Source organism: Kocuria sp. SM24M-10 (genome assembly GCF_001027955.1).
GTDB classification, from domain to species: domain Bacteria; phylum Actinomycetota; class Actinomycetes; order Actinomycetales; family Micrococcaceae; genus Kocuria; species Kocuria oceani.
The window spans coordinates 22,369-46,783 of record NZ_LDNX01000053.1; the positions used below are offsets into that span (position 1 = coordinate 22,369).

At 73.9% G+C, this 24,415-nt stretch carries 23 protein-coding genes; 14 read left to right on the plus strand and 9 right to left on the minus strand.

Annotated features, from left to right (window positions below):
* Positions 1-518: 518 nt before the first annotated feature.
* Both ABL57_RS06240 and ABL57_RS06245 read left to right on the plus strand, forming a co-directional pair.
* Positions 519-1,550, plus strand: coding sequence for a heparan-alpha-glucosaminide N-acetyltransferase domain-containing protein (locus tag ABL57_RS06240; RefSeq protein WP_047802593.1), 1,032 nt, complete (start codon positions 519-521; stop codon positions 1,548-1,550).
* A 380-nt stretch (positions 1,551-1,930) separates the two neighbouring features.
* Positions 1,931-2,224 carry a hypothetical protein gene (locus ABL57_RS06245; RefSeq protein ID WP_047802594.1) on the plus strand — a complete coding sequence of 98 codons (294 nt, stop codon included), beginning with the start codon at positions 1,931-1,933 and terminating at the stop codon, positions 2,222-2,224.
* 247 nt (positions 2,225-2,471) lie between these two features.
* Here the strand turns inward: ABL57_RS06245 and ABL57_RS06250 are convergent, their stop codons facing one another.
* Positions 2,472-3,029, minus strand: coding sequence for a helix-turn-helix domain-containing protein (locus tag ABL57_RS06250; protein WP_152683297.1), 558 nt, complete (start codon positions 3,027-3,029; stop codon positions 2,472-2,474).
* Positions 3,030-3,121: 92 nt separating this feature from the next.
* Between ABL57_RS06250 and ABL57_RS06255 the strand changes: the two genes are divergently transcribed.
* The 3 genes from ABL57_RS06255 (at position 3,122) to ABL57_RS06265 (ending at position 5,942) form a co-directional block, all read left to right on the plus strand.
* The gene (locus ABL57_RS06255; protein WP_047802596.1) at positions 3,122-4,732 is read left to right on the plus strand and encodes an FAD-dependent oxidoreductase; all 1,611 of its coding nucleotides are present in this window, start codon (positions 3,122-3,124) and stop codon (positions 4,730-4,732) included.
* A 364-nt stretch (positions 4,733-5,096) separates the two neighbouring features.
* Positions 5,097-5,294 (plus strand): hypothetical protein, encoded by a 198-nt coding sequence (locus ABL57_RS06260; protein WP_047802597.1) that lies wholly within the window; start codon positions 5,097-5,099, stop codon positions 5,292-5,294.
* A 222-nt stretch (positions 5,295-5,516) separates the two neighbouring features.
* Positions 5,517-5,942: a hypothetical protein gene (locus tag ABL57_RS06265; protein WP_047802598.1), complete on the plus strand. Its 426-nt coding sequence runs from the start codon at positions 5,517-5,519 to the stop codon at positions 5,940-5,942.
* 53 nt (positions 5,943-5,995) lie between these two features.
* On the opposite strand, the gene ABL57_RS06270 is transcribed toward ABL57_RS06265, so the two are convergent.
* Positions 5,996-7,357, minus strand: coding sequence for a CopD family protein (locus tag ABL57_RS06270; RefSeq protein WP_082157262.1), 1,362 nt, complete (start codon positions 7,355-7,357; stop codon positions 5,996-5,998).
* A 139-nt stretch (positions 7,358-7,496) separates the two neighbouring features.
* On the opposite strand from ABL57_RS06270, the gene ABL57_RS06275 reads away from it, so the two are divergent.
* A complete protein-coding gene (locus ABL57_RS06275; RefSeq protein WP_047802600.1) occupies positions 7,497-8,123 on the plus strand; it encodes a hypothetical protein in 627 nt (208 codons plus the stop codon).
* 96 nt (positions 8,124-8,219) lie between these two features.
* On the plus strand, positions 8,220-8,948 hold the full coding sequence (locus tag ABL57_RS06280; protein ID WP_047802601.1) for a YcnI family protein: 729 nt from the start codon (positions 8,220-8,222) through the stop codon (positions 8,946-8,948).
* A gap of 139 nt (positions 8,949-9,087) precedes the next feature.
* On the opposite strand, the gene ABL57_RS06285 is transcribed toward ABL57_RS06280, so the two are convergent.
* A complete protein-coding gene (locus tag ABL57_RS06285) occupies positions 9,088-9,399 on the minus strand; it encodes a putative quinol monooxygenase (protein ID WP_047802602.1) in 312 nt (103 codons plus the stop codon).
* Positions 9,400-9,625: 226 nt separating this feature from the next.
* Here ABL57_RS06285 and ABL57_RS06290 point away from each other — a divergent pair, with 226 nt between their 5' ends.
* The 3 genes from ABL57_RS06290 to ABL57_RS06300 all read left to right on the plus strand — a co-directional run bounded on the left by ABL57_RS06290 (position 9,626) and on the right by ABL57_RS06300 (position 13,000).
* Positions 9,626-10,558 carry an NAD-dependent epimerase/dehydratase family protein gene (locus ABL57_RS06290; protein WP_047802603.1) on the plus strand — a complete coding sequence of 311 codons (933 nt, stop codon included), beginning with the start codon at positions 9,626-9,628 and terminating at the stop codon, positions 10,556-10,558.
* Between the two features lie 400 nt (positions 10,559-10,958).
* A complete protein-coding gene (locus ABL57_RS06295) occupies positions 10,959-11,726 on the plus strand; it encodes an ABC transporter ATP-binding protein (protein ID WP_082157264.1) in 768 nt (255 codons plus the stop codon).
* The gene (locus tag ABL57_RS06300; RefSeq protein ID WP_047802604.1) at positions 11,723-13,000 is read left to right on the plus strand and encodes an ABC transporter permease; all 1,278 of its coding nucleotides are present in this window, start codon (positions 11,723-11,725) and stop codon (positions 12,998-13,000) included. The genes ABL57_RS06295 and ABL57_RS06300 overlap by 4 nt, the downstream gene beginning before the upstream one ends.
* 61 nt (positions 13,001-13,061) lie before the next feature.
* On the opposite strand, the gene ABL57_RS06305 is transcribed toward ABL57_RS06300, so the two are convergent.
* The 5 genes from ABL57_RS06305 to ABL57_RS06325 all read right to left on the minus strand — a co-directional run bounded on the left by ABL57_RS06305 (position 13,062) and on the right by ABL57_RS06325 (position 19,423).
* Complete coding sequence (locus ABL57_RS06305; RefSeq protein WP_082157265.1) at positions 13,062-14,531, minus strand: selenium-binding protein SBP56-related protein; 1,470 nt, start codon at positions 14,529-14,531, stop codon at positions 13,062-13,064.
* A gap of 116 nt (positions 14,532-14,647) precedes the next feature.
* On the minus strand, positions 14,648-16,327 hold the full coding sequence (locus ABL57_RS06310; RefSeq protein ID WP_047802605.1) for a glycoside hydrolase family 13 protein: 1,680 nt from the start codon (positions 16,325-16,327) through the stop codon (positions 14,648-14,650).
* A 92-nt stretch (positions 16,328-16,419) separates the two neighbouring features.
* Complete coding sequence (locus ABL57_RS06315) at positions 16,420-17,244, minus strand: carbohydrate ABC transporter permease (protein WP_047802606.1); 825 nt, start codon at positions 17,242-17,244, stop codon at positions 16,420-16,422.
* Positions 17,245-17,246: 2 nt separating this feature from the next.
* Entirely contained in the window at positions 17,247-18,218 is a 972-nt protein-coding gene (locus ABL57_RS06320; RefSeq protein ID WP_082157266.1) for a carbohydrate ABC transporter permease, read from the minus strand.
* On the minus strand, positions 18,215-19,423 hold the full coding sequence (locus ABL57_RS06325; protein ID WP_203225560.1) for an extracellular solute-binding protein: 1,209 nt from the start codon (positions 19,421-19,423) through the stop codon (positions 18,215-18,217). The genes ABL57_RS06320 and ABL57_RS06325 overlap by 4 nt, the downstream gene beginning before the upstream one ends.
* A gap of 348 nt (positions 19,424-19,771) precedes the next feature.
* On the opposite strand from ABL57_RS06325, the gene ABL57_RS06330 reads away from it, so the two are divergent.
* The 3 genes from ABL57_RS06330 to ABL57_RS06340 are packed head-to-tail and all read left to right on the plus strand — an operon-like array spanning position 19,772 to position 22,410.
* Entirely contained in the window at positions 19,772-20,824 is a 1,053-nt protein-coding gene (locus tag ABL57_RS06330; RefSeq protein ID WP_047802608.1) for a LacI family DNA-binding transcriptional regulator, read from the plus strand.
* Positions 20,825-20,878: 54 nt separating this feature from the next.
* Positions 20,879-21,898 carry a bile acid:sodium symporter gene (locus ABL57_RS06335; protein ID WP_047802609.1) on the plus strand — a complete coding sequence of 340 codons (1,020 nt, stop codon included), beginning with the start codon at positions 20,879-20,881 and terminating at the stop codon, positions 21,896-21,898.
* Positions 21,895-22,410: a hypothetical protein gene (locus ABL57_RS06340; RefSeq protein ID WP_047802610.1), complete on the plus strand. Its 516-nt coding sequence runs from the start codon at positions 21,895-21,897 to the stop codon at positions 22,408-22,410. The genes ABL57_RS06335 and ABL57_RS06340 overlap by 4 nt, the downstream gene beginning before the upstream one ends.
* On the opposite strand, the gene ABL57_RS06345 is transcribed toward ABL57_RS06340, so the two are convergent.
* Positions 22,411-23,655: a glycosyltransferase gene (locus ABL57_RS06345; protein ID WP_047802611.1), complete on the minus strand. Its 1,245-nt coding sequence runs from the start codon at positions 23,653-23,655 to the stop codon at positions 22,411-22,413.
* 199 nt (positions 23,656-23,854) lie between these two features.
* On the opposite strand from ABL57_RS06345, the gene ABL57_RS22220 reads away from it, so the two are divergent.
* Positions 23,855-24,412 carry a TetR/AcrR family transcriptional regulator gene (locus ABL57_RS22220; protein ID WP_053004787.1) on the plus strand — a complete coding sequence of 186 codons (558 nt, stop codon included), beginning with the start codon at positions 23,855-23,857 and terminating at the stop codon, positions 24,410-24,412.
* The last annotated feature ends 3 nt before the right edge of the window (positions 24,413-24,415 follow it).

Genomic DNA, 24,415 nt, shown 5'->3' on the forward strand with positions numbered 1-24,415 from the left:
TCGACGTTCCCTGGGCCGATGTTTTCTGGGCCGATGTTCCCTGGGTGGCAGTCCCTGCCGGCCTGTCGGCAGGACACCCGATCGCGTCGGCAGCAGCGTCCGCATCGGAGCGCGAGCGAGGGTCCATGCCGCAACCACAGTCCTTCCGGGGGTACTCCACTCAGCAGGGGGTCTGCCCAGCGTAGACCCGCGGCCGGAACCTGCAGGCCGGCGTACCGCGCCACGGCAGCACCCGAGCGACCCGGTGGACCACGCATCGGCGCATTCCCGCGGTCTCGCACCGGACGGTGGATGCCGGAGCGCCGTCCTCGGGGGCGTCGCGCGTTCGCCACCCGGGCGCTGCGGGGCTCGCAGAATCTTAGGGAATCTTGAGGATTGCGCAACGCGAGCGAAAGGTGCAGCAGAGATCCTGAGCGGAGGCAGGACATCGGATGCGGCTCGGGGCGGGGCCCTGGGGCGTACCGGGGAGATCGGGGGAGCCCATGAGTTGGACGGCCAGAGCGGAAGGTTCCGCCCCGGTGGGTGCCGCGGGTGGCGCCCCCCGGCCCCCGGGGTGGGTGGCGGGTCTCGACGCGACCCGCGGGCTGGTGCTCATCGGACTGATCTGCGTCGACGTCCTGCCCCAGGCCGTCCGCGGGGCCCACGGGGCGAGCTGGGTGTCCCTTGTCCTCCCGGGGTCTGCGGCGGCGCTGGTCGCCCTGCTGGCCGGGGTGGGGCTGGCGCTCGGCTGCGGGGGCCGGTTCCCGCACGAGGGCCGGTGGCTGGCCGCCGACCGGTTGGGGACGGCTGTGCGGGCCGTGCTGGTCGGCGGGGTGGGCCTGGGGGCCGGGGCGCTGCTGCCCGAGGACGTCCCGGCGGGCGAGGTCCTGGTCTGCTACGGGCTGCTCTGTCTGCTGGCGATCCCGTTCCTGCACCTGTCGGCGAGGGCCCTGTTCCTCGGCGCGGCGGTCTGCTGGGTCGTGGGTCCGCTGCTGGTGGCGGCCCTGCGGGCGCTGCTGCCCGCAGCCACCTCCTCCACTGCGGTCGCCGGCGTGCTGGAGGAGCCCGCGGGGGCCGTCGCACCGCTGCTGCTGACCGGTACCTCCCCGGCTCTGCCGTATCTGGCCTGTCTGCTGGCCGGGCTGGGCCTGGGGCGGGTGCGCCTGCGCGACAGGGGGATCCAGCTGCGGCTGCTGGCGGTGGGCGCGGGACTGGTCGTCACCGCCCCGCACGTCGGCCGCCCGCTGGGGACGGTCGCTGCCGGTCTGGGGGCGGGTCTGCTGGTGCTGGGAGGCTGTCTGCTGCTCTCGAGGGTGTCCGGGGCATGGGCGCTGCCGCTGTCGGCGATGGGCGCGATGGGTCTGACCCTGTACACCACCCACCTGGTGATGCTGTCCGTGGGGCTCCGCACCGACCCGTCCTTCCCCTGGTACCTCCTCCACCTGGTGGTCGCAGCGCTGCTCGCCCTGCACTGGCGCCGGGCACTGGGGCGAGGACCGCTGGAGCGGGCGGTCGAGGCGAGCGTGCACGCGACCCGCCGCGCCGTGCTCCGCCGCTCCCACCAAACATAAGCACGGGAGATGAGCACCGGGCAGGAGCACCGGGCAGGAGCACCGGGCAGGAGGGGCCGCCCCCGGCCGTGCTCACCACCGAGGGGCCCACCCTGACGGCTCCGGAGACCACCCCGACATATTTCAAGCGGCGCTTCCGGCCCGGCCTCCCGTTCACTAGGGTCGGCTGCGGGCGAACGCATAGACCCCGCCAGTGCGCCGTCCGCCCCTCCCGAGGTCCTCGCCGTGCAGTAGCACGGCCGGTTCCCCTCGGGTCCCCGTGCTTCCACGGACTCCGTGACGGAGTCGGGAGACCGGGAAACGGAGCACTCCACCGGACCTCTCACGCCTGCGTGGGGGCAACGGCCCAGCACACCACTACAACGACGTAGGGAAGCGCCATGACCACAGCACCCAGCATCCACTCCGGAACGACACCACCGGCACGGCCGGCTCCGCAGGAGATCGACGGCACCAGCCGGGCGACCCGGACCAGGCCCGCCGACCTCGGGGTCGAGAACCTCCGGCGTTCCCCGTACCGGTGGAGCGTCGAGCGGGAACGTCCCGAGGACGACGAGGCGGTCATCACCGCGGTGCTGGCCACCGTCACCCACCGGTCCTTCCGGGAGCGTCCCGAGGACGACGAGGTGATCCTCACCTACACGAGCGAGCCCGCCTGCCGGCACATGAGGTGAGGCCCGCGTGCGCGCTGCTCGGGCCACGCCGTCGCTCGAGCGGCGTGCACCGGCCGGGTGCTCGACCAGCGCGTCGCCGCAGTCCTCGCCCAGCCCGTCGACGAGAGTGAAGAACCCCTAGGACGGGCCCGCACCTGCGACGACGCCCGCCCGCCGGGACCCTGAGATCGGCGTGGGCCCGGCCGGAGCCGTCCGCCGAGCACCCTGCGCGGGGCCGGCGGGCGGCTCCGGCGGTGCCTCAGCACCGTCATGGCTGCGCCAGGTGGGTGTGCATGCGCACGCCTTCACCGTTGAAGATGCTGAGCGCCTGTGCGGGGTGCCTGCCCGCGGCGCTCATCGCATGGGGCACGTGGGTGTCGAACTCGGCGGCTTCGCCGCGGACGAGGACCAGGTCCTGCTCGCCCAGCCGGAGCCGGAGCCTGCCCGTGAGCACGTAGAGCCACTCGTACCCGTCGTGCACCCGCAGCTCCGGCAGCGTGTCGACGGGCCGGTAGGTGATCTTGTAGGTGTGGATGGCGGCCCCTTCGGGGGCGAGGGGGGCAATGGTGAGCCCGTCGCGACGAACGACCGGGCGGCGCACCCTGGGATCGCGGGCCTCGGGCTGCAGGAGGTCGTCGATGCGGATCCCGAGCTGCCGGGTCAGGGGCACCAGCAGCTCCAGCGAGGCCTGGCGCTTCCCCGACTCCAGCCTCGACAGGGTGCTCGTGGACATGCCGGCCTGTGCCGCCAGGTCCTCCAAGGTCAGGCCCCGGGCGCGGCGTGCCGCCCGCAGCCGCGGCCCGACCTGCTCCAGTTCCCCGCTCACCATGTCTCCTCACGTCCTACCGGCTTGCCACCATTTTGCCATTTCTGCAAGAAGCTTTGCCACAGATCGGGCCTGTTGCGCAGACTCGGTCCATGGACGAGATGCAGTGGGATGTCATGGTGATCGGTGGCGGTGCGGCGGGACTGAGCGCCGCCCTGCTCCTGGGGCGGGCGCGCCGGCGCACGCTGGTGGTCGACGCGGGGAGTCCCCGCAATCGGTTCGCCGAGCACATGCACGGGGTGCTCGGCATGGAGGGGGTGTCGCCGGCCGAGCTGCTCGAGCGCGGACGGGCCGAGGCCTCGGCCTACGGAGTGCAGATCGTCCCCGGGGCGGTGCAGCGGGTGGATCCGACCGGGACCGGGGTCGAGGTGACGCTGGACGACGGTGAGTCGGTGCAGGCCCGGATGGTGATCGTGGCGACCGGGATGACCGACGAGCTGCCCGTGATCCCGGGGCTGGCGGAGCGGTGGGGCAGCACCGTGCTGCACTGCCCCTACTGCCACGGCTGGGAGGTCGCCGATCAGCACCTCGGTGTGCTCACGACCTCACCGCTGGGGCTGCACCAGGCCCAGCTCGTGCGGCAGTGGAGCGACACGGTGACCGTGTTCACGGCGGGACTCGGGCCCCTGGACGCGGCCGCCGAGAACCGGCTGCGGTCCCGTGGCATCGGCCTCGTGGCCTCCCCGGTCGTCGAGATCCTCGGTGGCTCCGAGGCCGTCGACGCGGTGCGCACCGCCGACGGCGCGCTGATCGCGGTCGACGCCCTCTTCACGGCCGGCGCCCCGCGGCCGCACACCGCGTTCCTCGACCATCTCGGCCTCGCCACGACGGACACGCCGATGGGCCGGTTCCTGGCCGTGGACGGGACGGGCCGGACCAGCAACGAGCGCATCTGGGCGGTCGGCAACGTCACCGATCCGGTCCTGACCGTCCCCATGTCCATCGGCGCGGGCGCCCGCACCGGCGGAGCTGTGAACGCGGCCCTGGTCACCGAGGACTTCGACCGCTCCGCCGCCCCCGACCGGGCGGCGGAGCCGGCCCCGGGTGAGTACTGGGAGCACCGCTACAGCTCCGCCGAGCGGATGTGGTCGGGGCGCGTCAACCAGGTCCTCGCCGAGATAACCGCGGACCTGGTGCCGGGCCGTGCCCTGGACCTGGGGTGCGGCGAGGGCGCGGACGCGATCTGGCTTGCCCAGCACGGCTGGACGGCCACCGGCATCGACATCTCCGGCACCGCGATCCGGCGGGCCACCGAGGCCGCCCGTGCCGCGGGGGTCCCCGCCGAGCGCATCTCGTTCGTCGCCGCCGATCTCTCGACCCTGGGCGAGGGCGGCAGGTACGACCTGGTCACGGCCAGCTTCCTGCACTCGCCGGTCGCCCTGCCGCGCACCGAGATCCTGCGGGCCGCGGCACGCCACGTCGCACCGGGCGGGCACCTGCTGATCACCGGCCACGCCGCCGCTCCCGCCTGGGCGGACCTGCCTCCGGGGCACGAGCCGCGGTTCCGCACGCCTGCCGAGGAGATCGAGGACCTGGGCCTCGACCCGGAGCGGTGGGCGGTCCGCGTCGCCGAGACCCGCCCTCGGCAGGTCACGGATCCGCAGGGCAGGCCGGCGAGCCTCGACGACGCGGTCGTGCTCCTCCAGCACCACCAGCACCACCCAGCGGGTGTGGCTGCGGGATCCGGTGAGCGGCGCCGCTGACACAGGGCGGAGCTCGAGCGCGTCGTCGTGTCCGGGCCCGCGGACACCGATACCCGCACGCACCGCCGCGCCCCCGGCCACGGGCCGGGGGCGCCGTGACCTGGGCGTTTCTCTGTGTCCGTCGGTGAACACGCTTTTGCATGCACAGTTGAGAACCGCACGCCCGGAGTGCTCAGGTGGGGAGGACAGGGCCGAGATCGGGTGGGGACGCCGGCCGGCGGGGGGCTCTGCAGGCGGAGCGGGTACGCCAAAAGATGTGGGCGGGACGCAGTGCGCCGCCCACGGCGCCTCGTCGGGGGCCGGGAAGCAGTCCCCGGGACCGTGGGACCCGCCCGGGCGGCGAGCGGAGAGGAGCCACAGGGACATGGTCTTCGCCGGGATGCTGCTGCTGCTGACGGCGGCCCTGCTGCTCGTCCTCCTCCTGGCCCGTGCCACCGTGCTCGAGACGGTCCGCTTCCAGCGGCTCACCGCGATGGCGGTGCTGGGTCTGATCGTGGTCGCCGCGGCGATGTTCGCGGCCGGCCTCCTCGTGACCGGTGGTGCGGTCCTCGGGCTGCTCTGAGCGTGTCTCCGACGGCCGCGGTCAGGAGGCGTTCCCGGCAGGCCGGGGCCTTGGCCGGAGCGAACCCGGAGGGCGCCCAGGTGCTCTCCGGGCCGTCGCGGTCTCCCGGCACGGAATCACCTCGATCGGGTGATGCCGGCCGACCGGGGGAGGCGGACAGTGGTGGTGATGGTCAACCCGTCCTGCGGGGAGCCTGCAGGACACCTACCGGAGGGAACAGTCATGGCGACCACCACGTTCGACCGGGACACCGGCCGACAGGACCACAGCCGCGGCGCGGTGGCCGGGACGGCCGCTGCCGGCGTCTTCCTGGCCCTGGTCGGGATCCTGCACGTGCTCCAGGGTCTCGTGGCGCTCTTCAACGACGAGTTCTACGTGTACGGCGAGGAGTACATCTTCACCTTCGACATGACCGGGTGGGGCTGGACCCACCTCATCGCCGGCGTCGTGCTCGCCGTGACCGGCTTCGCCCTGATCCAGGGAGCGCTGTGGGCGCACACGCTCGCGGTCGTCCTCGCGGGTCTGAGCATCGTCGTCAGCTTCCTGTGGATGCCCTTCTACCCGCTGTGGAACATCGTCGTCATCGCCTTCGACGCCTTCGTGATCTGGGCGGTCACCACGCGCAGACGGGAACTCACCCGCTCCTGAGCAGCGTCACGGGCCGGCGGCCTCTCCTGGGCCGCCGTTCCGCGCGGGGGCGGTCAGGGGCTGAGCGAGGTGAGCACTCCGGTGAGCACCAGGACGAACAGCAGCAGGGCTCCTTCGGTGTGCAGCGCCGAGCGCAGGTCGTCCCGGGCCGCCGGATCGGAGCGGGCGCGCACCCGGGGGAGGAGCCTCCAGCGGTTCCAGGCGGCGACACCGACCACGCCGGCGACGACGAGGACCTTGAGCAGCAGCAACCGGCCGTAGCCGGTGGTCACCAGGGCCTCGGCGTCGCCCAGGATCCGCCACCCCAGGATCACACCGGCGACCGTGAGGGCCAGCACCGTCCCGGCGGCCACGGTGGAGAACCGCACCAGGGTGGCCGTGGCCTGGTGGACCGGGAGGTCCCGGGCCTGTCCCAGCACGGCGAGCAGCCCCAGGATCCCACCGATCCAGACGACCCCGGTGGCCACGTGCACCGCGTCGGCGGTGACCACCAGCCAGCTCGGCGCGACGGCGCGGCTGTGGCCCACGACCACCAGCGAGGCGACGGCCAGGGCCACCCCGCCCAGCGCCAGCCGGCCGGCCGGAGCGGCCCGGTCGCCCGCGGCACGGGGGAGGGCGCCCACGGCCACGACCGTGCCGACGCCGGTCATGGCCGCGGCCACCGCGGCGTCGGAGCCGATCGCGGTGCGCCACAGGCCCGGGTCGGCCAGGGCTGTCAGGGTGGCTCCGCTCTGCCACATCACCGTGGCCGGGACGGAGGACACGGCCCCGGCCGCCGCCGCGGCGGCCCCCAGGCCGGCCAGGGCGCGGACCCGCCGGCGGCTGCCCGGCGCCGTGCCGGGCGGGGCGGCCAGCAGCAGGAGGTCGAAGACGACCAGACCGGCCGCGGCGAAGATCCCGAGGTAGACCAGCGTCTGGGCGGCGTGGTGGGCCACCAGCGCGCCGTGCGCGGCCGCCGGGGCGCCGTGCCCGGTGGGCGGCGTCGCCGGGGCGCCGATCGAGAAGGTGAAGGACCCGGAGATCGGGTGCCCGTCGGCCGAGGGCACCCGCCAGGTCACCCGGTGGGTGCCCTCGGCCGCGAGGGGCGCGGCCGGGGTGACGGCCACGGTGGAGTCGAGGGCCTGGACGTCCACCGGGAGGGGCTCGCCGGAGGGGCCCGCCGCCTCGATGCCCTCGGCCGTGGCGCCGACGGGCTCGGTGAAGGACATCGTGACCGTGCGCGGCGGCTTCTCGAGGACCCGGGCGTCGGCCGGATCGGTGTCCGGCTGCTCCGTGTGGGCCGCGGCGGCCGGTGCGGCCAGGAGCGTCAGCAGCATCGCGGTCAGGGCGGTGAGGAGGGCCAGGACCATCCGGGGGGCCCTCCGCTCCTCGCTGCGAGGGCCCGGTGTGGCCCGGCCCGTCCTGGTCGACTGCATGGGTCGAACCCTAGTCGGCCGGACGGGCGCGGGGACGCCGCACCGGTTTTCCGCCGCGGCGTCACCCCCGGTAGGTTTCGGACCAGGGGCTCAGGCGGTGTGCCGGCCCGGGGCAGGGGGCAGCAGTGGAGGACAACCGATGAGCCGGCGCGCGGCAGCGTGCTGGCTCCGGTCGCTGCTGGTCACCGCCGTCGTCGTCTCCCTGGCCGCCGCCGGACACCTGGCTGCCGGCGGCGCTCTTCCCCCCGCCCTGCCGATGCTGGGGCTGGGCGTGGGCCTGCTGGGCCCCGTGGCCTGGGTGGCCAGGCGGACGCTGAGCCTGCCCCGCGTGCTCGTGCTCCTGGGAGTCACTCAGATCGGGCTGCACGAGGTCTTCACCGCCTGGTCGACCCCCGCGGACTGCCCTGCCGGTGGCCACGGCCACCACATGCCCCCCGCACCCGGCCAGTCCTGCCTGCCCGGGGGCGTCCCCGGGATGGGCCACCACGGCCTGGACGAGTTCGGCGCGGCCATGCCGGCCGGTCACCTGGCGGCGGTGGTGCTCACCGCCGTGGCGATCTCGACGGCGGAGAACGCCCTGGAGTGGGCGCTCGCCTGGCTGCGGCCCCTGGTCGCTGTGCCGCACCCACCCCGTCTGCCCCTGGGGTTCCGGCCGGGGGACCTTCCCCCGGCGGAGCGCCCCGTGCTGAGACGGCGAGGGCTGCGGCGGGATCGGGTGCGCGGGCCGCCCGTGCCGCGGGCGCCGGGGGGAACCTGCTGGGGATGACCCCGGCGGGGCGGTCCCGGGCGCCCGCCTGCCGTTGACCCCACGACTCCTCCTGCGCCGCCGTGTCCCGGCGGCGCGCACGAAAGGCCCATCGTCATGACGAACACCACTGCCCCGCGCCTGATCACCAGCACGTCCGTCCTGGCCGTCGCCGCCGGGCTGACGGCCCTGGGACTGTCTCCCGCCGCCGCCCACGTCTCGGCCACCTCCACCTCCACCGCCGCGGAGGGCTACGCCCAGGTCACGTGCTCCGTGCCCAACGAGTCCGACACCGCCTCCACGAACAAGCTGGAGCTCACCCTGCCCGAGGACACCCCGTTCGCCTCGGTGCGGACCAAGCCCGTGGAGGGCTGGAGCGCCGAGGTCACCGAGGAGCAGCTGCCGGAACCGGTGCAGATCGGGGAGGGCGCCATCACCGAGGCGCCCGCCACCATCACCTGGACGGCGGACAAGGAGCACGCGATCGAGCCGGGCCAGTTCCAGACCTTCACCATCTCGGTCGGCCCGCTCCCCGAGGAGGGGACCACCCTGCTGCTGCCGGTGACCCAGTCCTACACCGACGGCCGCTCCGTGGCCTGGGACCAGCCCATGGCCGAGGGGGAGGCCGAGCCCGAGCACCCGGCACCGTCCCTGACCACCACCGCCGCCGAGGCCGACGGCCACGGGCACGGCACCGACGACAACGCCGGGGCTGCCACCGCGGCCGAGGAGGCCTCCACCCAGGGGTCCGTCGGCACGGGGCTGGGCTGGGCCGGACTGGTCGCCGGGCTGCTGGGGCTGCTCGCCGGGGTCGTCGCCCTGGTGCGCACCCGCCGCCGCGGCTGACCCGCGCCCGGCGCGGTCCGGGACGGCACCCCGCGAGGCGCGGAAGCGCCCCGCAGGGGTGCCGTCCCGGTCGGGTCCGCTGCGCCGGCCGGTCCCGGGGCACCGCTCCGGGACCGGGCGGCGCGGCCCCCAGGTGCGCTCAGAGCGTGCCCTGCTCCTCCGACCCGGCCGGCAGCGGTGCCATGGTGGTGACGACGACGGGCTGGGCGGTCAGGCCCTCGATCAGCGTGTTCAGGCGTGCGACCGCCGGCCCGGCGGCGTGGGCCGCGAGGTCGCGCTCGGACGCCCACTTCTCGAGCATCACGATCGATCCGTCCGCGGCGTCGTGGAGCGCGTAGAGCAGGCATCCCGGTTCGTCGTGGACCGCGGGAACGGCCGTCCGCAGGGCCTCGACGAGACGGTCCCGGGAGCCGGGGGCGGGGGTGAAGACTGCGGTGACGACAACGGTCATGATGCTGTCCTTCCGGACGACGGTGGATGGCCGAGCTGGCTGGAGCGCCCACGGTAGCGCATCGGACGGGAAGCCCCGTCCGCCCGCACGCGCCGCCGGGCCCGGACGTGCCGCCGGGCCCCGACGTGCCGTCCTTCCCGGGTGCCCCGTCGACCTGGCGCGGACAGCAGGGCAGACTGCTGTCCGGGAGCACTGCGCTGTTGTGCCACGACCGGGGAGGACACCCATGGACCACCGCCACCTCGTCGTCGGTGCCGGGCCCGTCGGCCGGGCACTGGCGCACCAGCTCGTCGACCGCGGTCACGAGGTGACCGTCGTGACCCGATCGGGCTCGGCCGCCGTGCCCGGCGCCCGGTCGCCGGCGCTCGACGCCTCCGACGAGGACGCCCTGACCCGGGCGGCGGAGGGCGCCGGGGTGCTCTACAACTGCGCCAACCCCGGCGACTACACCCGGTGGGGAAAGGTCTGGCCGCCGCTGGCGTCCGCGCTGCTCGCCGCCGCCGAGCGCACGGGAGCCGTCTACGCGATGACGGGCAACCTGTACCCCTACGGCCCGGTCGACGGGCCGATGCACGAGGGGCTGCCGGACGCCGCGACGGATGCCAAGGGCCGGCTGCGGGCGGCGATGTGGCGCGCCGCCCGCACCGCCCACGACGAGGGGCGGGTACGGGTGGTCGAGGTCCGGGGATCCGACTACATCGGCCCGGGGGTCGGCTCGAACGGGCACATCACGCGCGTGCTGCCCGCGGCGCTGCGGGGCCGGCCGGTCACGGTGCTGTTCGCCAAGGACCAGCCGCACACCTTCACCAGCCCCGCCGACGTGGCGCGGCTGCTCGTCGCGGCGGCCGAGGACGACACCGCGCACGGGCGGGTGTGGCACGTGCCCAGCAATCCTCCCCGCACGCAGGAGCAGGCGCTGACCGATGTCCTGCGCGCTGCGGGCAGGCCGCCGGTCAAGGTGCGGGTGCTGCGCGATCCCGCGCTGGCCGGCATCTCCCTGGTCGTCCCCGTGCTGCGGGAGATGCGCGCCCTGTCCTACCAGTGGGACCGGCCCTACGTGCTCGACGACGCGGCCGCCCGCCGGCACTTCGACCTCGAGCCCACGCCGTGGGACGAGGTGTGCCGCAGCACCGCGCACGGCGTGCCGGACGGGCGCTGAGACCTCCGGACCGCCCCTGGGGCCCGTCACGCAGCCGTGCGGTGCCGTGCCCGCGTCCCGTGGGCGGGGGACCTCGGCCGCTGCTCCGGGGCCGTGGGCGGGGCGGAGCGGACGTGGCGGTGTCCGGCTCCGGGCGCGGGGCGTCGAGGTGCCCGGTGCCGGGCGGCCCCGTTGGGGAGGTCTGCGCCGCGCGAACGCGGCCCCGGCCGCAGCTCGCCGGCGGGAGCGCGCCGGGCGGGCGCGGCGGACCTCCCTTGTGGGGACACTCGCCGGTTTCCCCTCTCCGTGTGCCTTCGCACATGATGAAGTGGGTGTGCGACGCCGTCCCACACCGGTTGCTCCTGATCTTGTCCCCGGGATGGCCACGGGTGGTTGCGCGGACAGGGGAAGGACGCCACGGATGAATCCTGCGGTGCTGCAGACCGAGGACCTGGTGAAGACCTACGGCCACGGCCCCCACGCCTTCACGGCCCTCCGCTCGGTGAGCCTGGCGATCGAGGCGGGGGAGTCGGTGGCGATCGTGGGCAAGTCCGGGTCGGGCAAGTCCACCCTGATGCACCTGCTGGCCCTGCTGGACGCGCCGACCTCCGGGTCGGTGGCGGTGCGGGGCCAGGACGCCGGGTCCCTCTCGGTCCGGGAGCTCAACGCCCTGCGCAACACGATGTTCGGGTTCGTGTTCCAGCAGTTCTTCCTCACCCCGGGGCAGACGGTGCTGGAGAACGCGGTGCTGCCCCTGAAGATCGCCGGGGTGCCCCGGGCGGAGCGGCGCCGCCGCGGACTGGCGGTGCTGGAGCGGCTGGAGATGGCGGAGAAGGCGGCCAGCCGGGCCACCGACCTGTCCGGGGGCCAGAAGCAGCGGGTGGCGATCGCCCGGGCACTGGTCAACGACCCGTCCGTGATCTTCGCCGACGAGCCCACGGGAAACCTCGACTCGGCCACCGGTGCCGTGGTCCAGGACATCCTCTTCGAGCTCTACCGCGAGCGGGGCATCACCGCGGTGATCGTCACCCACGACGCGGAGCTGGCTGCACGCTGCGACCGCCAGGTGCACCTGCGCGACGGGCTGATCGTGGAGGCCCCGGCTTCCGTGCCGGCGGACCCGCTCGAGGCCGTCGTTCCCGCCGACCGGGACGAGGTCGCCCTCGGGGTCTCCGGAGGCGCCCGGTGACGTGGACCGACATGGTCGGCTCGGCCGTGGCCAGCACCTTCCGGGGCCGGACCCGCACGCTGCTGACCGTGGTGGCGGTCTTCATCGGCGCGCTGACCCTGACGCTGACCTCGGGCATGGGCACCGGGGTGAACCGCTACATCGACCAGACCGTGGCCGCCTTCGGCGACACGGACGCGCTGTACGTGCAGAAGTCCCAGCCGCTGCTGGAGCTCTCCACCGGCACCGGCCCACGGGCCTACGACCCGGAGGACACCCAGGTCGCCACGGGCTTCGGGGTCTCCTTCGCAGGGCTCACCGAGGAGGACGTCACCACCGTGGAGGACACCCCCGGTGTCACCGAGGTGCACCCGGTGTACAACGTGGTCCCCACCTATCTGCGCGCCGACGGGGCGAGGTTCCAGCTCGCGCTCGGCATCCCGGTCGACGGCGAGGGCCTGCAGGTGGTCGCCGGAGCCACTGCCGCGGACGGGGCGGACGAGCTCGCGATCCCCGACAGCTGGGTCGCCGACCTGGGGTTCGCCTCGGCGGAGGACGCGGTCGGGGAGGTCCTGGAGGTGGTCATGACGAACATGGCCGGGACGGAGCAGGCCTTCGAGGCCACGGTCTCGGGGGTGACCCAGGCCAACCTGGCCGGGGTCGCGATGAATCCGCTGCCCTCGACCTCCTTCAACGAACGTCTCTACGCCTACCAGATCAGCGGGGGGCCGGAGGAGGTGGCGGCCAGCTACATCATGGCGCGCGCCGTCATGGACGATCCCGCGCAGGCTCCCGCGGTGCAGGAGCGGCTGGAGGAGGCCGGCATGGTCGCCTCCACGGTCGAGGACCAGCTCGGGATGTTCCGCACCGTGATCGACGCCGTGATCTGGATCCTCAACACGTGCGCGGTGATCGCCCTGCTGGCGGCGAGCCTGGGCATCGTCAACACGCTGCTGATGTCCGTGCAGGAGCGCATCCGCGAGATCGGGCTGATGAAGGCCCTGGGCACCAGCGGGGCGAAGGTCTTCGGGCTGTTCTCCCTGGAGGCGGTGTTCATCGGCCTCCTCGGCGCGGTCCTCGGCGTGACCACCGCGGTGGTGGCCGGGTCCTGGGTGGCCCGGTGGCTGGCCGAGGGGTTCCTGGCGGGGCTGCCGGGGCTGTCCCTGTTCGTCTTCCGGGCTCCGGAGATCGCACTGATCGCCGTGGCCGTGCTCACGATCGCCTTCGCGGCCGGCACGATCCCGGCCGTCCGGGCCGCGGGCAAGGACCCCATCACCGCCCTGCGCCACGAGTGACCGCACCCACCGTCCGGCCGGCACCGTCCCGGAACTCCTCGCCGCGGGCCGAGCGTGCGGGTCAGGTGCGGTAGCAGTAGGAGTCGGAGGAGGCGTCCCCGCCCTGCAGCCGGATCTGGTGGACGCGCAGGCCGCGGAAGTCCTCCTGGTCCAGGAAGAAGTCCTTGTCGATCGACAGGCCGCCGGTGTCGGTGTCGGCGTCGATCTTGGCCATCCAGGCGCCGATCCCGTGCGGGTAGAGCTGGTCGTCCCAGGCCCCGTAGAGCGAGTTGGTCACGTAGACCCGGGTGCCGTCGCGGCTGGTCTCCACCATCTGCGGGCCGCCGCCGAGCCAGGTGTCCGGGGCGGAGGGGTGGGCGGCGCGGTCCCCGATCCCGCCCAGGCGCACGGACCCGGTCTCCCGCGGGTGGGCCGGGTCGGAGACGTCGTACTGCTTGAGCTCCCCGGTGCCCCAGCAGGAGACGTAGAGCCACCGGTCGTCCACGGACAGCGAGATGTCGGTGACCAGCGGCGGCACCGCGCCGAAGGGGCGCAGGAACTCCGGCAGCTTCTCCGCGTCGAGGGGCTCGGCCGGGATGGAGATGACCTTCTCCGCGGTCCAGTCCCCGGCCTCGGTGCGGTGCCAGTGGAAGATCGAGGCCGAGAGGTCCTCGGTGGAGATCACCGCGTCCACCAGCCCCCAGGTCGCCTCCGGGTCGTGGGCCGGACGCAACTCGAGGGCCATCTGGTGCTCGGGCCCCAGCTCCACCCGCTGCAGGTGCCGGCCTTCGGCGAGGTCCCAGAAGTGCAGGGCGTGGCCGTACTCCTGGTTCAGCAGCTGCTCGCCCACGATGCCGTGCTCCACCATCGCCGGGGTGCCCCACTCGCTGGTCACGAGGGTGTTGTGCATCAGGTGCCACCACGCGTCGTAGGCCAGGTGCTGGGGGCCGCGATCGGTCTCCCACCTGCCGATCACGTCGAAGGTGTTGTGGTCGAGCACCGCGATGCCTCCCGGGCCGCCGTCCCCGGAGGCGGCGCCCAGGCAGGAGAGGTACACCCCGTCGGGGCCACAGTGCAGGGTGTGCGGGCGGGAGTAGCCGGCCTTCTCGGCCAGCTCCTCGGCGGTGATCGTCTTGACCACCTTCGGGTTGCGCGGATCGGGGTGGGTGTCGGCGACGTGCACGTCGGAGGACCGCAGCCCGGGCAGCAGCAGGTACCGGCGGGACAGGCCGGTCATGTCGTGGCCCTCGTGCATGAAGGCGCTGCTGCAGGCGTTCCATCCGAAGTGGTGCAGCTCGTCCCCGGTGCCGGGCATGTCCTCCCAGCCGACCACGGTGCCGTAGGACGGCGAGTCCGGGTCGAGGTCGACGACGGTCAGCGCGTCGGGGCGCTGCGCGGTGCGGTCGAAGGCGACCACATAGGCCAGTGTCTCCCGCGGGGCCGCGATGGCCTGGGCCGGGGAGCGGTAGAACGTGGGGTCGGTGGCCGGGGACGTGGCGCCGGTCCCGTCACCGCCGCCGGTGGAGTGGTGGTCGTGGCCGGAGGGGTTCATCGGACTTCCCATGCTGGAGGGCAGGCGGGTGGATGCCGGGTGCTCCGTCCCGGGTCTCCCGAGGAGGGGCGTCCGGCACGGCTCCAGTCTTGCACCCCGGCGGCGAGCAGGCCAGGTCACACGTCGTCCTTCCAGGCCTCGGCTCCGACGTCCAGCCACACGGCGTGGTCGGGCGGCAGCTGCCCGTCGCCGAGCGGGCCGCTGGCCAGCAGCACCTCGGCACCGGCGGGCAGAGGGACCTCGGCGCCGGAGAGGTTGACCAGGCAGCGGAACCCGGCGCCCCGGCCGTAGGCCAGGCACCCGGACGGGGCCTCCGCCCAGGCGAAGTCGGTGGTGGCCAGTCCGGGGTGGGCCCGCCGGATCCGCAGCGCACGCCGGTACAGCTCGAGGGTCGAGCCGTCCACCCCGTCCTGGGCCTCGACCGACAGCTCCCCGAAGTGCTCCGGCTGGGGCAGCCACGCGCCGCCCTCGCCGAAGCCGAAGGAGCCGCCGGACCGGGTCCAGGGCAGCGGGACGCGGGCGCCGTCGCGGCCCTTGAGCCTGTGGCCGGTGCGGTGCCAGACGGGGTCCTGCAGGTGCTCGTGGGGGATGTCGGGCACCTCGGGCAGGCCGAGCTCCTCGCCCTGGTACAGGTAGGGCGAGCCCGGCAGGGCCAGCATCATGAGGGTGGCCGCCCGCGCCCGGTCCAGTCCCAGCCGGGAGTCGAGCACGGGGTGGCGCCCGTCGGCGAGCAGCCACGCGTCCGGGTCGGTGTCCTCGGGCAGGGCCAGGCGGGAGGCGTGACGGGGGACGTCGTGGTTGGACAGCACCCAGGTGAGGCCGCCGCCGGCTCCCGTGTGGCCGGCGAAGGCCTGGTCGATCACGTCCACGAACTGATCCCGGTCCCACCGGGACTTCAGCAGGGAGAAGTCGAAGACCTGCCCGAGCTCGGTGGGGCGGGCGTAGAGCCAGGTCCGCTCGTTGGCCGGGTGCCACGTCTCGGCCACCGCCATCCGCGGGGGGTCGTACTCGTCGAAGACCTGGCGCCACTCCTGGTAGATCGTGTGCACCTCCTCCCGGTCGTAGAGCGGGTCGGTGCCGTCCAGCGGGAGCATGCGGTCCAGGGTGGGCTGGTCGCGCAGCGGGTGGGAGAGGTCCTTCGCCAGGGAGTGGGCCACGTCGACGCGGAACCCGTCCACCCCGCGGTCGGCCCAGAACCGCAGGGTGTCCTCGAAGTACCGGCGCACCTCGGGGTGGTCCCAGTTCAGGTCCGGCTGCTCCTTGGCGAAGAGGTGGCAGTACCACTGACCGTCGTCCACCCGCTCCCAGGCGGGCCCGCCGAAGTGCGAGACCCAGTTCGCGGGCGGGCAGGCGCCGTCGTCGCCGGTGCCGTCCCGGAAGATGTAGCGCCCGCGGGCGGGGGAGCCCGCCGGTGCGGCGAGGGCCTCCTGGAACCAGGGGTGCTGGTCGGAGGTGTGGTTGGGGACGATGTCGACGATGATCCTGATGCCCAGCCCGTGGGCGCCGGCCACCACCCGGTCGAAGTCGTCGAGGGTGCCCAGCCGCGGGTCGACGTCGCGGTAGTCGCTGATGTCGTAGCCGCCGTCGGCCAGCGGGGAGGGGTAGAAGGGGCTGAGCCAGATCGCGTCCACCCCCAGCTCGGCGAGGTACGGCAGGCGGGAGAGCAGCCCGCCCAGGTCCCCGAGACCGTCACCGTCGGAGTCGGCGAAGGACCGGGGGTAGACCTGGTAGACGACCGCCGTCCGCCACCAGTCCGGATCGGGGGCGGCCGGGAGCGGGGCGAGGGAAGAGGACATCGGGACTCCGTCCGTGGAAGAGGGGGAAGGTGCGGCGGCGGGCAGGTGCGGGTGCGGACCGGCCGCGGTGGTCGCCGGCGGTCCGCACCGGCTCAGCCCTTGACCGAGCCGGCGAGCATGGCCTTGACGATGTGGCGCTGGAAGAAGAGGAACACCAGGATCATCGGGGCCATGATGAGCAGGGACCCGGCGTTGAGCAGGACCACGTCGGTGGAGTACTGGCCGACGAAGTTCTGCAGGGCACCGGCCATGGTGCGCTTGGCCGGGTCGTCCATCAGCACGATGGCCAGCAGGAACTGGTTCCAGGTGGAGATGAACATCAGCAGCCCCAGGGAGGCGATCGCGGGCAGGGCCAAGGGCAGGTGGATGGCCCGGAAGGACTGCCAGGTGCTGGCCCCGTCCATGCTGGCGGCCTCGGAGAGCTCGGCGGGTGCGTTGAGGAAGTGGGCGCGCATCCAGAACACGGCGAAGGGCATGTTCAGCCCGATCAGCGGCAGGATCAGCCCCAGGCGGGTGTTGAGCAGGCCCATCTCGCGGATCTGGTAGTACAGCGGGACGATCGTGACCTCGAACGGCAGGGTCAGCCCCAGCAGCAGCAGCACGAAGAGGATCGACCCACCGGGGATGCGCAGCTGGCCCAAGGCGTAGCCGGCCATGGTCGCCAGCAGCACCCCGAGGGGCACCACGCCCAGCACGAGCAGGAAGCTGGAACCGGCCAGGGTGGTGATGTCGGCGACGTTCCAGGCGTCGATGAAGTTGTGCCACTGCGGGTCCGCCGGCCAGCTCAGCCCCAGCGGCACGGACCCCTGGGGCTGCAGGGCGGTGAAGAACATGCTCAGCAGCGGGAAGACGGAGAAGGCCATGGCCAGCAGCAGCAGGGCCACTCCGGGGATCTGGGTGCTTTTGGAGGTTCTCATGCTCACTTCTCCCGGAAGAGCTTCTGGAGGGGCAGGATCACGGCCAGCACCAGGGCGCTGAGGACCAGCGCCAGGGCGGAGGCGAGGCCGATGCGGGACTCGGTGAAGCCCAGCTGGTACACCTGCACACCGGGCACCATGGTGGAGTACCCGGGTCCGCCCTGGGTGGACATGAACACGATGTCGAAGCTGGCCAGGGCGGCGATGATGGTGATGGTCACGCACACCCCGATCTCCTGGCGCAGCCCGGGCAGGGTGATCGCCCGGAAGGTCTGGAAGAACCCGGCCCCGTCGAGCTTGGCCGCCTCGTAGAGGGAGGTGTCGATCTTGCCGATGCCCGACATCAGCAGGATGGTGCAGAACCCGAGGTTGATCCAGGTCCCGATCAGACCCACCGCAGGCAGCGCCCAGGCCGGGTCCCCGAACCAGGCGCGGGTCACAGCTTCGAGCCCGACGACCGACAGCAGCTGGTTGACCGCACCGGTGGTGGCGTACATCCAGCTCCAGGCGATCGCCGCGGCCGCGGCCGGGATGACGTAGGGGATGAACAGCAGCGTCTGGGCCAGTCTGCCCAGGCCCTTGCTGCGCAGCTCCCGGATCAGCCCGGCCACCAGCAGCGCCACCGTGACGGGAACAACGGTGAAGAAGATGATCAGGAAGAAGGCGTGCCAGATCGAGGACAGCAGCTGCGGGTCGGTGAAGACCCGCACATAGTTCTCCAGCCCCACGAACGTGGCCGGTGTGATGCCGTCCCAGTCGTAGAAGGAGTACTGGATCGAGGCGGCCAGCGGCCGCAGCACGAACACCGCGTACATCAGTGCTGCCGGGGCCGCGAACAGCCATCCGGCCCAGTTCTTCCTCCGCCGCCGGGGGCGCGGTGCCCGCTCGGGGGTCCGCTCCTGGCCGGCGGGCGCCGCCGGGGCGGGCCGGGTCAGGCCCTGCAGGAGGCCGCTGGAACCGTCGAGGGAGCTCATCGTCCCAGCTCGTCCTCGTACTTGGACTGGACCGCGTCCAGCATGTCCTCCGGGGTGGTGGCCCCGTCGACGAGGCGCTGGGCCTCGGAGTTCCAGGTGGTGGTCAGCCCGTTGGTGGCGTTCTGCACGAACTGCACCTGCCCGTCGGCCTCCACCAGCTGGGCGAAGGCCTCCTGGATCTGGGCCCTGACCGAGCCCTCCTCCGTGGCCGGGACCTCCCCTTCGCCGGAGGGGGCGAAACCGGCATCGGCGACCACCTGACGGGCCTCCTCGGAACGCAGGAAGTCCAGGAACGCCGCGGCGGCGTCCTTGGCGTCCGAACCGGCCGGGATGGCGAAGTTCGAGGCCGGGTCCGACATCGTCGCCGGCTCCTGGCCCTCGGGGGCGGGAGGCAGGAAGAACCCGACGTTGTCGCCCATCTGCTCGTCCAGGGCGGCGGCGTCCCAGTTGCCGGAGGCGTAGAACAGGGCCTCACCGTTGGCGAAGCGCCCCAACGCCGCGGTGGCGTCGGTGCCGTTGGTGTCCTCCGGGTAGTACCCGGCCTCGGCCCAGTCCTGGATCGTGGCCAGGGCCTCGGCGGCCTCCGGGGTGTCGATGGTGGCCTCGGGGGCGTGGAAGATCCACTCGTTGACCGACTCCGCGCCCAGGGCGTGGTTGAGCATCATCTGCGTGCTGGTCATGACCTGGCCGGTCTGGTTGCCGGCCATGATCGGCACCATGCCGGCCTCCTCGGCCTGAGCCAGAAGTTCCTCCAGCTCCTCCATGGTCTGCGGCGGGGTGGACATGCCCAGCTGCTCGGCCAGCTCCTTGTTGTAGTAGAAGCCGGTGACGGTGAAGCCGTCGGCCATCGTGTACTGCGAGCCCTCCCCGCGCACCCCGTCCTCGTTCACCCGGTACTGGGCCAGCTGCCCCTCCGGCAGCTCGTCCCAGGTGTAGGCGTCGGCGTAGGCGTCCAGGTTGGTCAGCAGCCCGTCCCCGGCCACATCCGACAGGGCGATCACCCGGGCGATGTCCGGCGGGTCGTCCGAGGCCAGCACCCGCGGGGCGTTCTGGGCCTGCACGTCATCGGGGTCATAGCGGCCGGTGATGGTCACGTTCGGGTACTTCTGCTCGAACGCCGCGATCAGCGCCTCGTCCTTGGCCTTGAGCCCGGCACCGTCGTAGAGGGCCAGCTCGATGGGCTCCTCGCCCAGCTCGGTGGACACATCCGTAGGCGCCGCCTCGGAAGCCGCCGGAGCCGAGCCCCCACCGGGAGGCGCGCAAGCGGCCAGGGCGAACACTGCGCAAGCACCTGCTCCCAGCACACGCAGCCTCGTGCGTGTCAGACGGGCAGAATCCTGGGTGACCAGACGATCGGTCATGGAACTTCCTCCTCCGGAAAGGGTGTCGCTCCCTTTTCGGAAGCGCTTCCGAACATGATTCAGGTCATACGAAAACAATGTCAACCCCATAGGGCGCACAATTTTGCGTGGATTCTGGGCGGGGAGAGCATTGTTCGTCGTGATGTCGGAACGTTATTTGGGAAGCGTTTCCGAAGGATCTACACTGAGGCCATGACCTCCTCGAGAACCGTCGGCCTGGCGGACGTGGCCCGTGAGGCCGGCGTCTCCCTGGCCACCGCCTCACGGGCGCTCAACAGTGCCTACGGCGTGGCCGCGGCCACCAGGGAGCGTGTCACCGAGGTCGCCCGCCGCTTGGAGTACGTCGCCTCCCCGGAGGCCTCGCGCCTGGCCACCGGAGCCACCCGCAGCGTCGCCCTGGTCGTGCCCCACCTGGACCGCTGGTACTTCGGGGAGATGGTCGGCGGCCTCGAGGAGGTCCTGCGGGAGGCCGGTCACGACGTGCTGCTCTACCACGTCGGGGATCCCGAGGGCCGCCACGCGTTCTTCGAGCGCCTGCCCGCCCGCCGCAAGGTCGACGCGGTCGTGGTGGTCGCGGTGCCGGTCACCGACCACGAGCGGCGCCGCCTGGAGCTCATGGGCGTCACCATCGTCGCCGCCGGCGGCCAGGACGCGACCTATCCCTACGTCTCCATCGACGACGCCGCCGCCGTGCGGCAGGCCACCGACCACCTGCTGCGCCTGGGTCACCGGCGGATCGCCATGATCACCGCCGTCGACCCCGACCGCGCCGATCAGCCGGCCCACCGGGGGCGCACGCGGGGCTTCTACGCGGCCATGGCCCACGCCGGTGTCCCGGCCGACGAGGAGCTCGTCGTGACCACCGACTGGGGCGGGGTGCCGGCCGCCGAGGCCATGGAGAAGCTGCTCAGCGTCCGCGAGCTCCCCACCGCCGTGCTGGCCCACTCCGACGAGATGGCCCTGGGCGCGATGCGCACCGTCCGCCGCGCCGGACTGCGGGTGCCCGAGGACATCTCCGTCATCGGCATCGACGACCACCCTCTCGCGGAGCTTGTCGACCTCACCACCGTCCGCCAGCCGGTCCGGGACCAGGGGCTGCAGGCCGCACGGCTGCTGCTGGCGCTGCTGCGCGGGGAGGACCCCGACCCGGCGCAGAAACTGCCCACCCGCGTCGTCGTGCGCCGCAGCACCGCCCCGGTCCGCGACGCACCGTCCGGCTCCGCGGCGGAGACCCCCGCGCGCTGAACGAGGCCCGCGGCCCCGGGGCCGCACCCGGACGCGGGCGCCTACGCTGGACGGGTGAGCAGCACAGCACCCGCCCCGTGGGTCGAACGCCACCAGGTGGCCGTCTACCTGGGGGCCATCGCCGCCGCGGTCCTCGTCGGCTGGGCGGTGCCCGGTGCGCCCGCGCTCGCCCCGGCCGTCACCCCGGTGCTGGGACTGCTGCTCTTCGCCACGTTCCTGGCCGTCCCGTTCGCCGCGATCGGCCGGGCCTTCACCGACCTGCGCTTCCTGGCGGCCGTGCTGGTGGTGAACTTCGCCGTGGTGCCGGTCGTGGTGCTCCTCCTCTCCCGGGCGGTCGCCGACCACGAGGCCGTGCTGATCGGGGTGCTGCTGGTGCTGCTGGCTCCGTGCGTGGACTACGTCATCGTCTTCACCGGTCTCGCCGGCGGCGCCGCCGACCGGCTGCTGGCCGCCGCCCCGCTGCTGATGCTGGGCCAGATGCTCCTGCTGCCCGCCTGGCTGCTGGTCCTCGCCGGCCCCGAGGCGGTCGCCCTCGTGGAGCTGGGGCCCTTCGTGGAGGCGTTCGTGCTGCTCATCGTCCTGCCCCTCGCCGCGGCCGCGGCGGTGCAGCGGGCGGCGCCGGGCTCCGCCGCGGCGCGCCGGGTCGTCACGGCCACGGCCGCGGCGACGGTGCCGCTGATGGCGCTGACGCTGTTCATGGTGATCGCCTCGCAGGTGCGCGGGGTGGGGGAGCAGCTGGCCGAGCTCGTGAGCGTGGTGCCCCTCTACGTCGGCTTCCTCGTGGCCATGGTCCCGCTCGGGCTCCTGGCCGCCCGGATCGCGGGCCTGGACGTGGCGGCCTCCCGGGCGCTGGTGTTCGGCGGTGCCACCCGCAACTCCCTCGTGGTGCTCCCCCTGGCCCTGGCGCTGCCGGAGCGGCTGGCGCTGACACCGTTCGTCGTCGTGGCCCAGACCCTGGTGGAGCTGGTGGGGATGGTGGTCCTCGTCCGGCTGGTCCCCCGCCTGGTGCCGGGCCGCGATCCACGACACAGTGGGGGCACCACCCCGTCCGATCGAAAGGCACCCCGCCCATGACGCAGCGCCTCCGTCCCACCACCCAGGCCCTCCGACTGTGGGGGGTCCGCCAGTGGGGGGTCGCAGCGCTCGCAGGGCTCGTCGCCGCCGCGCTCCTGGGCCTGCTCTGCGCCCCCGTGCCCGGGCTCCTCCTCGGCCGGGAGGACCCGGCCGTGGGGTGGCGCCCCGCCTGGATCGGCGTCTCGCTGCTCACGGGCGCGCTCGTGGCCTCCTACGTGGTGCCGGTCGCCGGCGGCACCCCGCTCCCCGAGGACGACGACGTCGCCGCCGTCACCGTGGCCCGGGCCCTCGAGTCCGCGGAGCGCCGCAGCGCGCTGCTCGGCGCCGTCGGGGTGGTGCTGGTGGTGGCGGGCTCCGTCCTGCCGGGGGTCGGCGTCCTGGCGCTGGTGGTGGCCGCCCTGGCCGTGCTGCACCGCCTGTCCGGGCAGGCGGCCTGCCCCGTCAACGCGCCGGTGAGCGCCGCCAGGAACAGCGTGGTCCCGCCCGCGTCCGAGGTCCCGCCCGAGGACTGATCACCGCCGCGGATGGAGCGCGGCCCAGGTCTCCAGGCGGCTCACGGCCGTGCCCACACCGTCCTCCGCGCGGATCGCGGCGCCCAGCCGCCGCGCCCGCTCCCGCAGCGACCCGTCCCGCAGGCACCGGTCGAGCGCCTCGACCAGGCGCTCGGTCGTCAGCCGTCTCCGGGGGACGGGGGCGGCTCCCGCGCCGAGCTCGTGGACCCGTGCCGCCCAGAACGGCTGGTCGACCCCGTAGGGAACCGTGACGTGGGGGATGCCCGCGCGCAGTCCCGCCGCCGTGGTCCCGGCCCCCGCGTGGTGCACCACGACCGCCGCCCGCGGCAGCAGGAGGTCGTGCGGGACGGCGGTGCGCACCAGGATTCCCGGACCGGGGTCGCCGTCGGCGGCGAGTCCGCCCCACCCGGTCAGCAGCACCCCGCGGGAGCCCGTGGCGCGCAGGGCGGCCGTGACCGTCGCCGAGGTCCGGCGGGCATCGGCGCTGGACATGTTCCCGAAGCCGACCACCACCGGGGGCGGCCCGTCGGCCAGGAACGCCTCGAGCTCGGGGTCGAGGGCGGCCCCGGGATCGTCGAGGAACCAGTACCCGGTCAGCACGTGACCGGTCGGCCAGTCGGGGGGCTGGGGGAGCACCTGGGGGCTGATGCCGTACAGGGCGCCCGTCTCCGGCCGGGCGGCGGATCTCTCCGCGAGGCCGGCGGCCGTCCGTGCGGCGCGCTCGGCCGGGCGCGTGGGGGCGGCCGCCGCGAGGGCGGTGATCCGGTGGGCCAGGCGGTTGCCGGCCCGCCCCGACCACCGGGGCACGTGCGGGGCCAGAACTCCGGGGAACGCGCCGGTGACGGGACCCAGCGGATGCAGGTGCGCCGAGAGGAACCGTGCCCCGGTCCGTTCGGCTACCGCACGGGCGATGGGGGCGCCGCCGATGCCCGCCAGGACCACGTCGGCCTCCGGGGCGGCCTCCAGGAGCGCGGCGGTCCGCACGGCGGCCTGGCGGCTCACCTCCTCCTGCATCCCGCGCGGCACCAGACCGCGCATCCCCTCGCTGGAGGGCAGGCGCACGGCGGCCTCCTGCATGCTCCCGGGCAGGGCGAGGGCCGGGACGCCGTGCTGCTCCGGGAGCCAGGTGAGGTCCTCGGGCGCCGCGACGACGGTGGGGTGGCCCCGGGCCCGCAGGCCCGCGGCGAGCGCGGTGTAGGGCTGGACACCACCGCGGGTGTCGACGGCGACGATGAGCACGTCCATGAGCACCTCCCTTAATGCAACACATTGTTGCATTAAGGGAGGTGCTCACCCCAGATGTCTCGAGCCGACGGCGCGGGTTCCCGGGGCGGCCGGCGTCCGGCGGCGGGCGCGGCGGGCGACAATGGGGGCATGTCCGTCACCGGCTCCGCCCCCCGAGCCCCGCCCGGCACGGTCTCCCGGCCGGGCGGGACGTCCCGCCGTGCCCATCGACGGCGTGGTGCTGGCCGCCACGCTCGCGGAGCTGGCCGTGGCCGGACCGCACGCGCTGAGCGTCGACCGGGTCGCGCGGCGGGCGGGCGTCCACCGGACCTCCGTGTACCGGCGCTGGCCGGACCGCGGATCGCTCGTCGTCGCCGCCCTGGAGCACCAGCTGGACGCCCTCGGGGCGCCGGCGGACACGGGCCGGCTGCGCACCGACCTCGCCTCCGTGCTCGGGCCGCTGGCGCGGCACCTGGCCACCCCGGGCGGCCGGGCCCTGCTGCTCGTGGCCCTGGCGGACGGGCTCTCCGGCGAGGTGGAGGCGGTCGTCGCCCGGCGTCTGGCCGCCACGGAGCAGCCGCTGGACGCCCTGGTCCGCCGGGCCCGGGACCGCGGGGAGTGGGGGCCGGGCACCACCGCCGCCGAGGTGGCGGACGCCCTGGTGGGCGCCGCGCTGCACCGGGTCGTCATGCTCCGGCAGCCCGTGACGGACGAGTGGGTCGACGCCGTGTGCGGCCTGCTGGCGCGGGGGGCGGCGGCCGGGACCGGCCGCGGCTGAGGG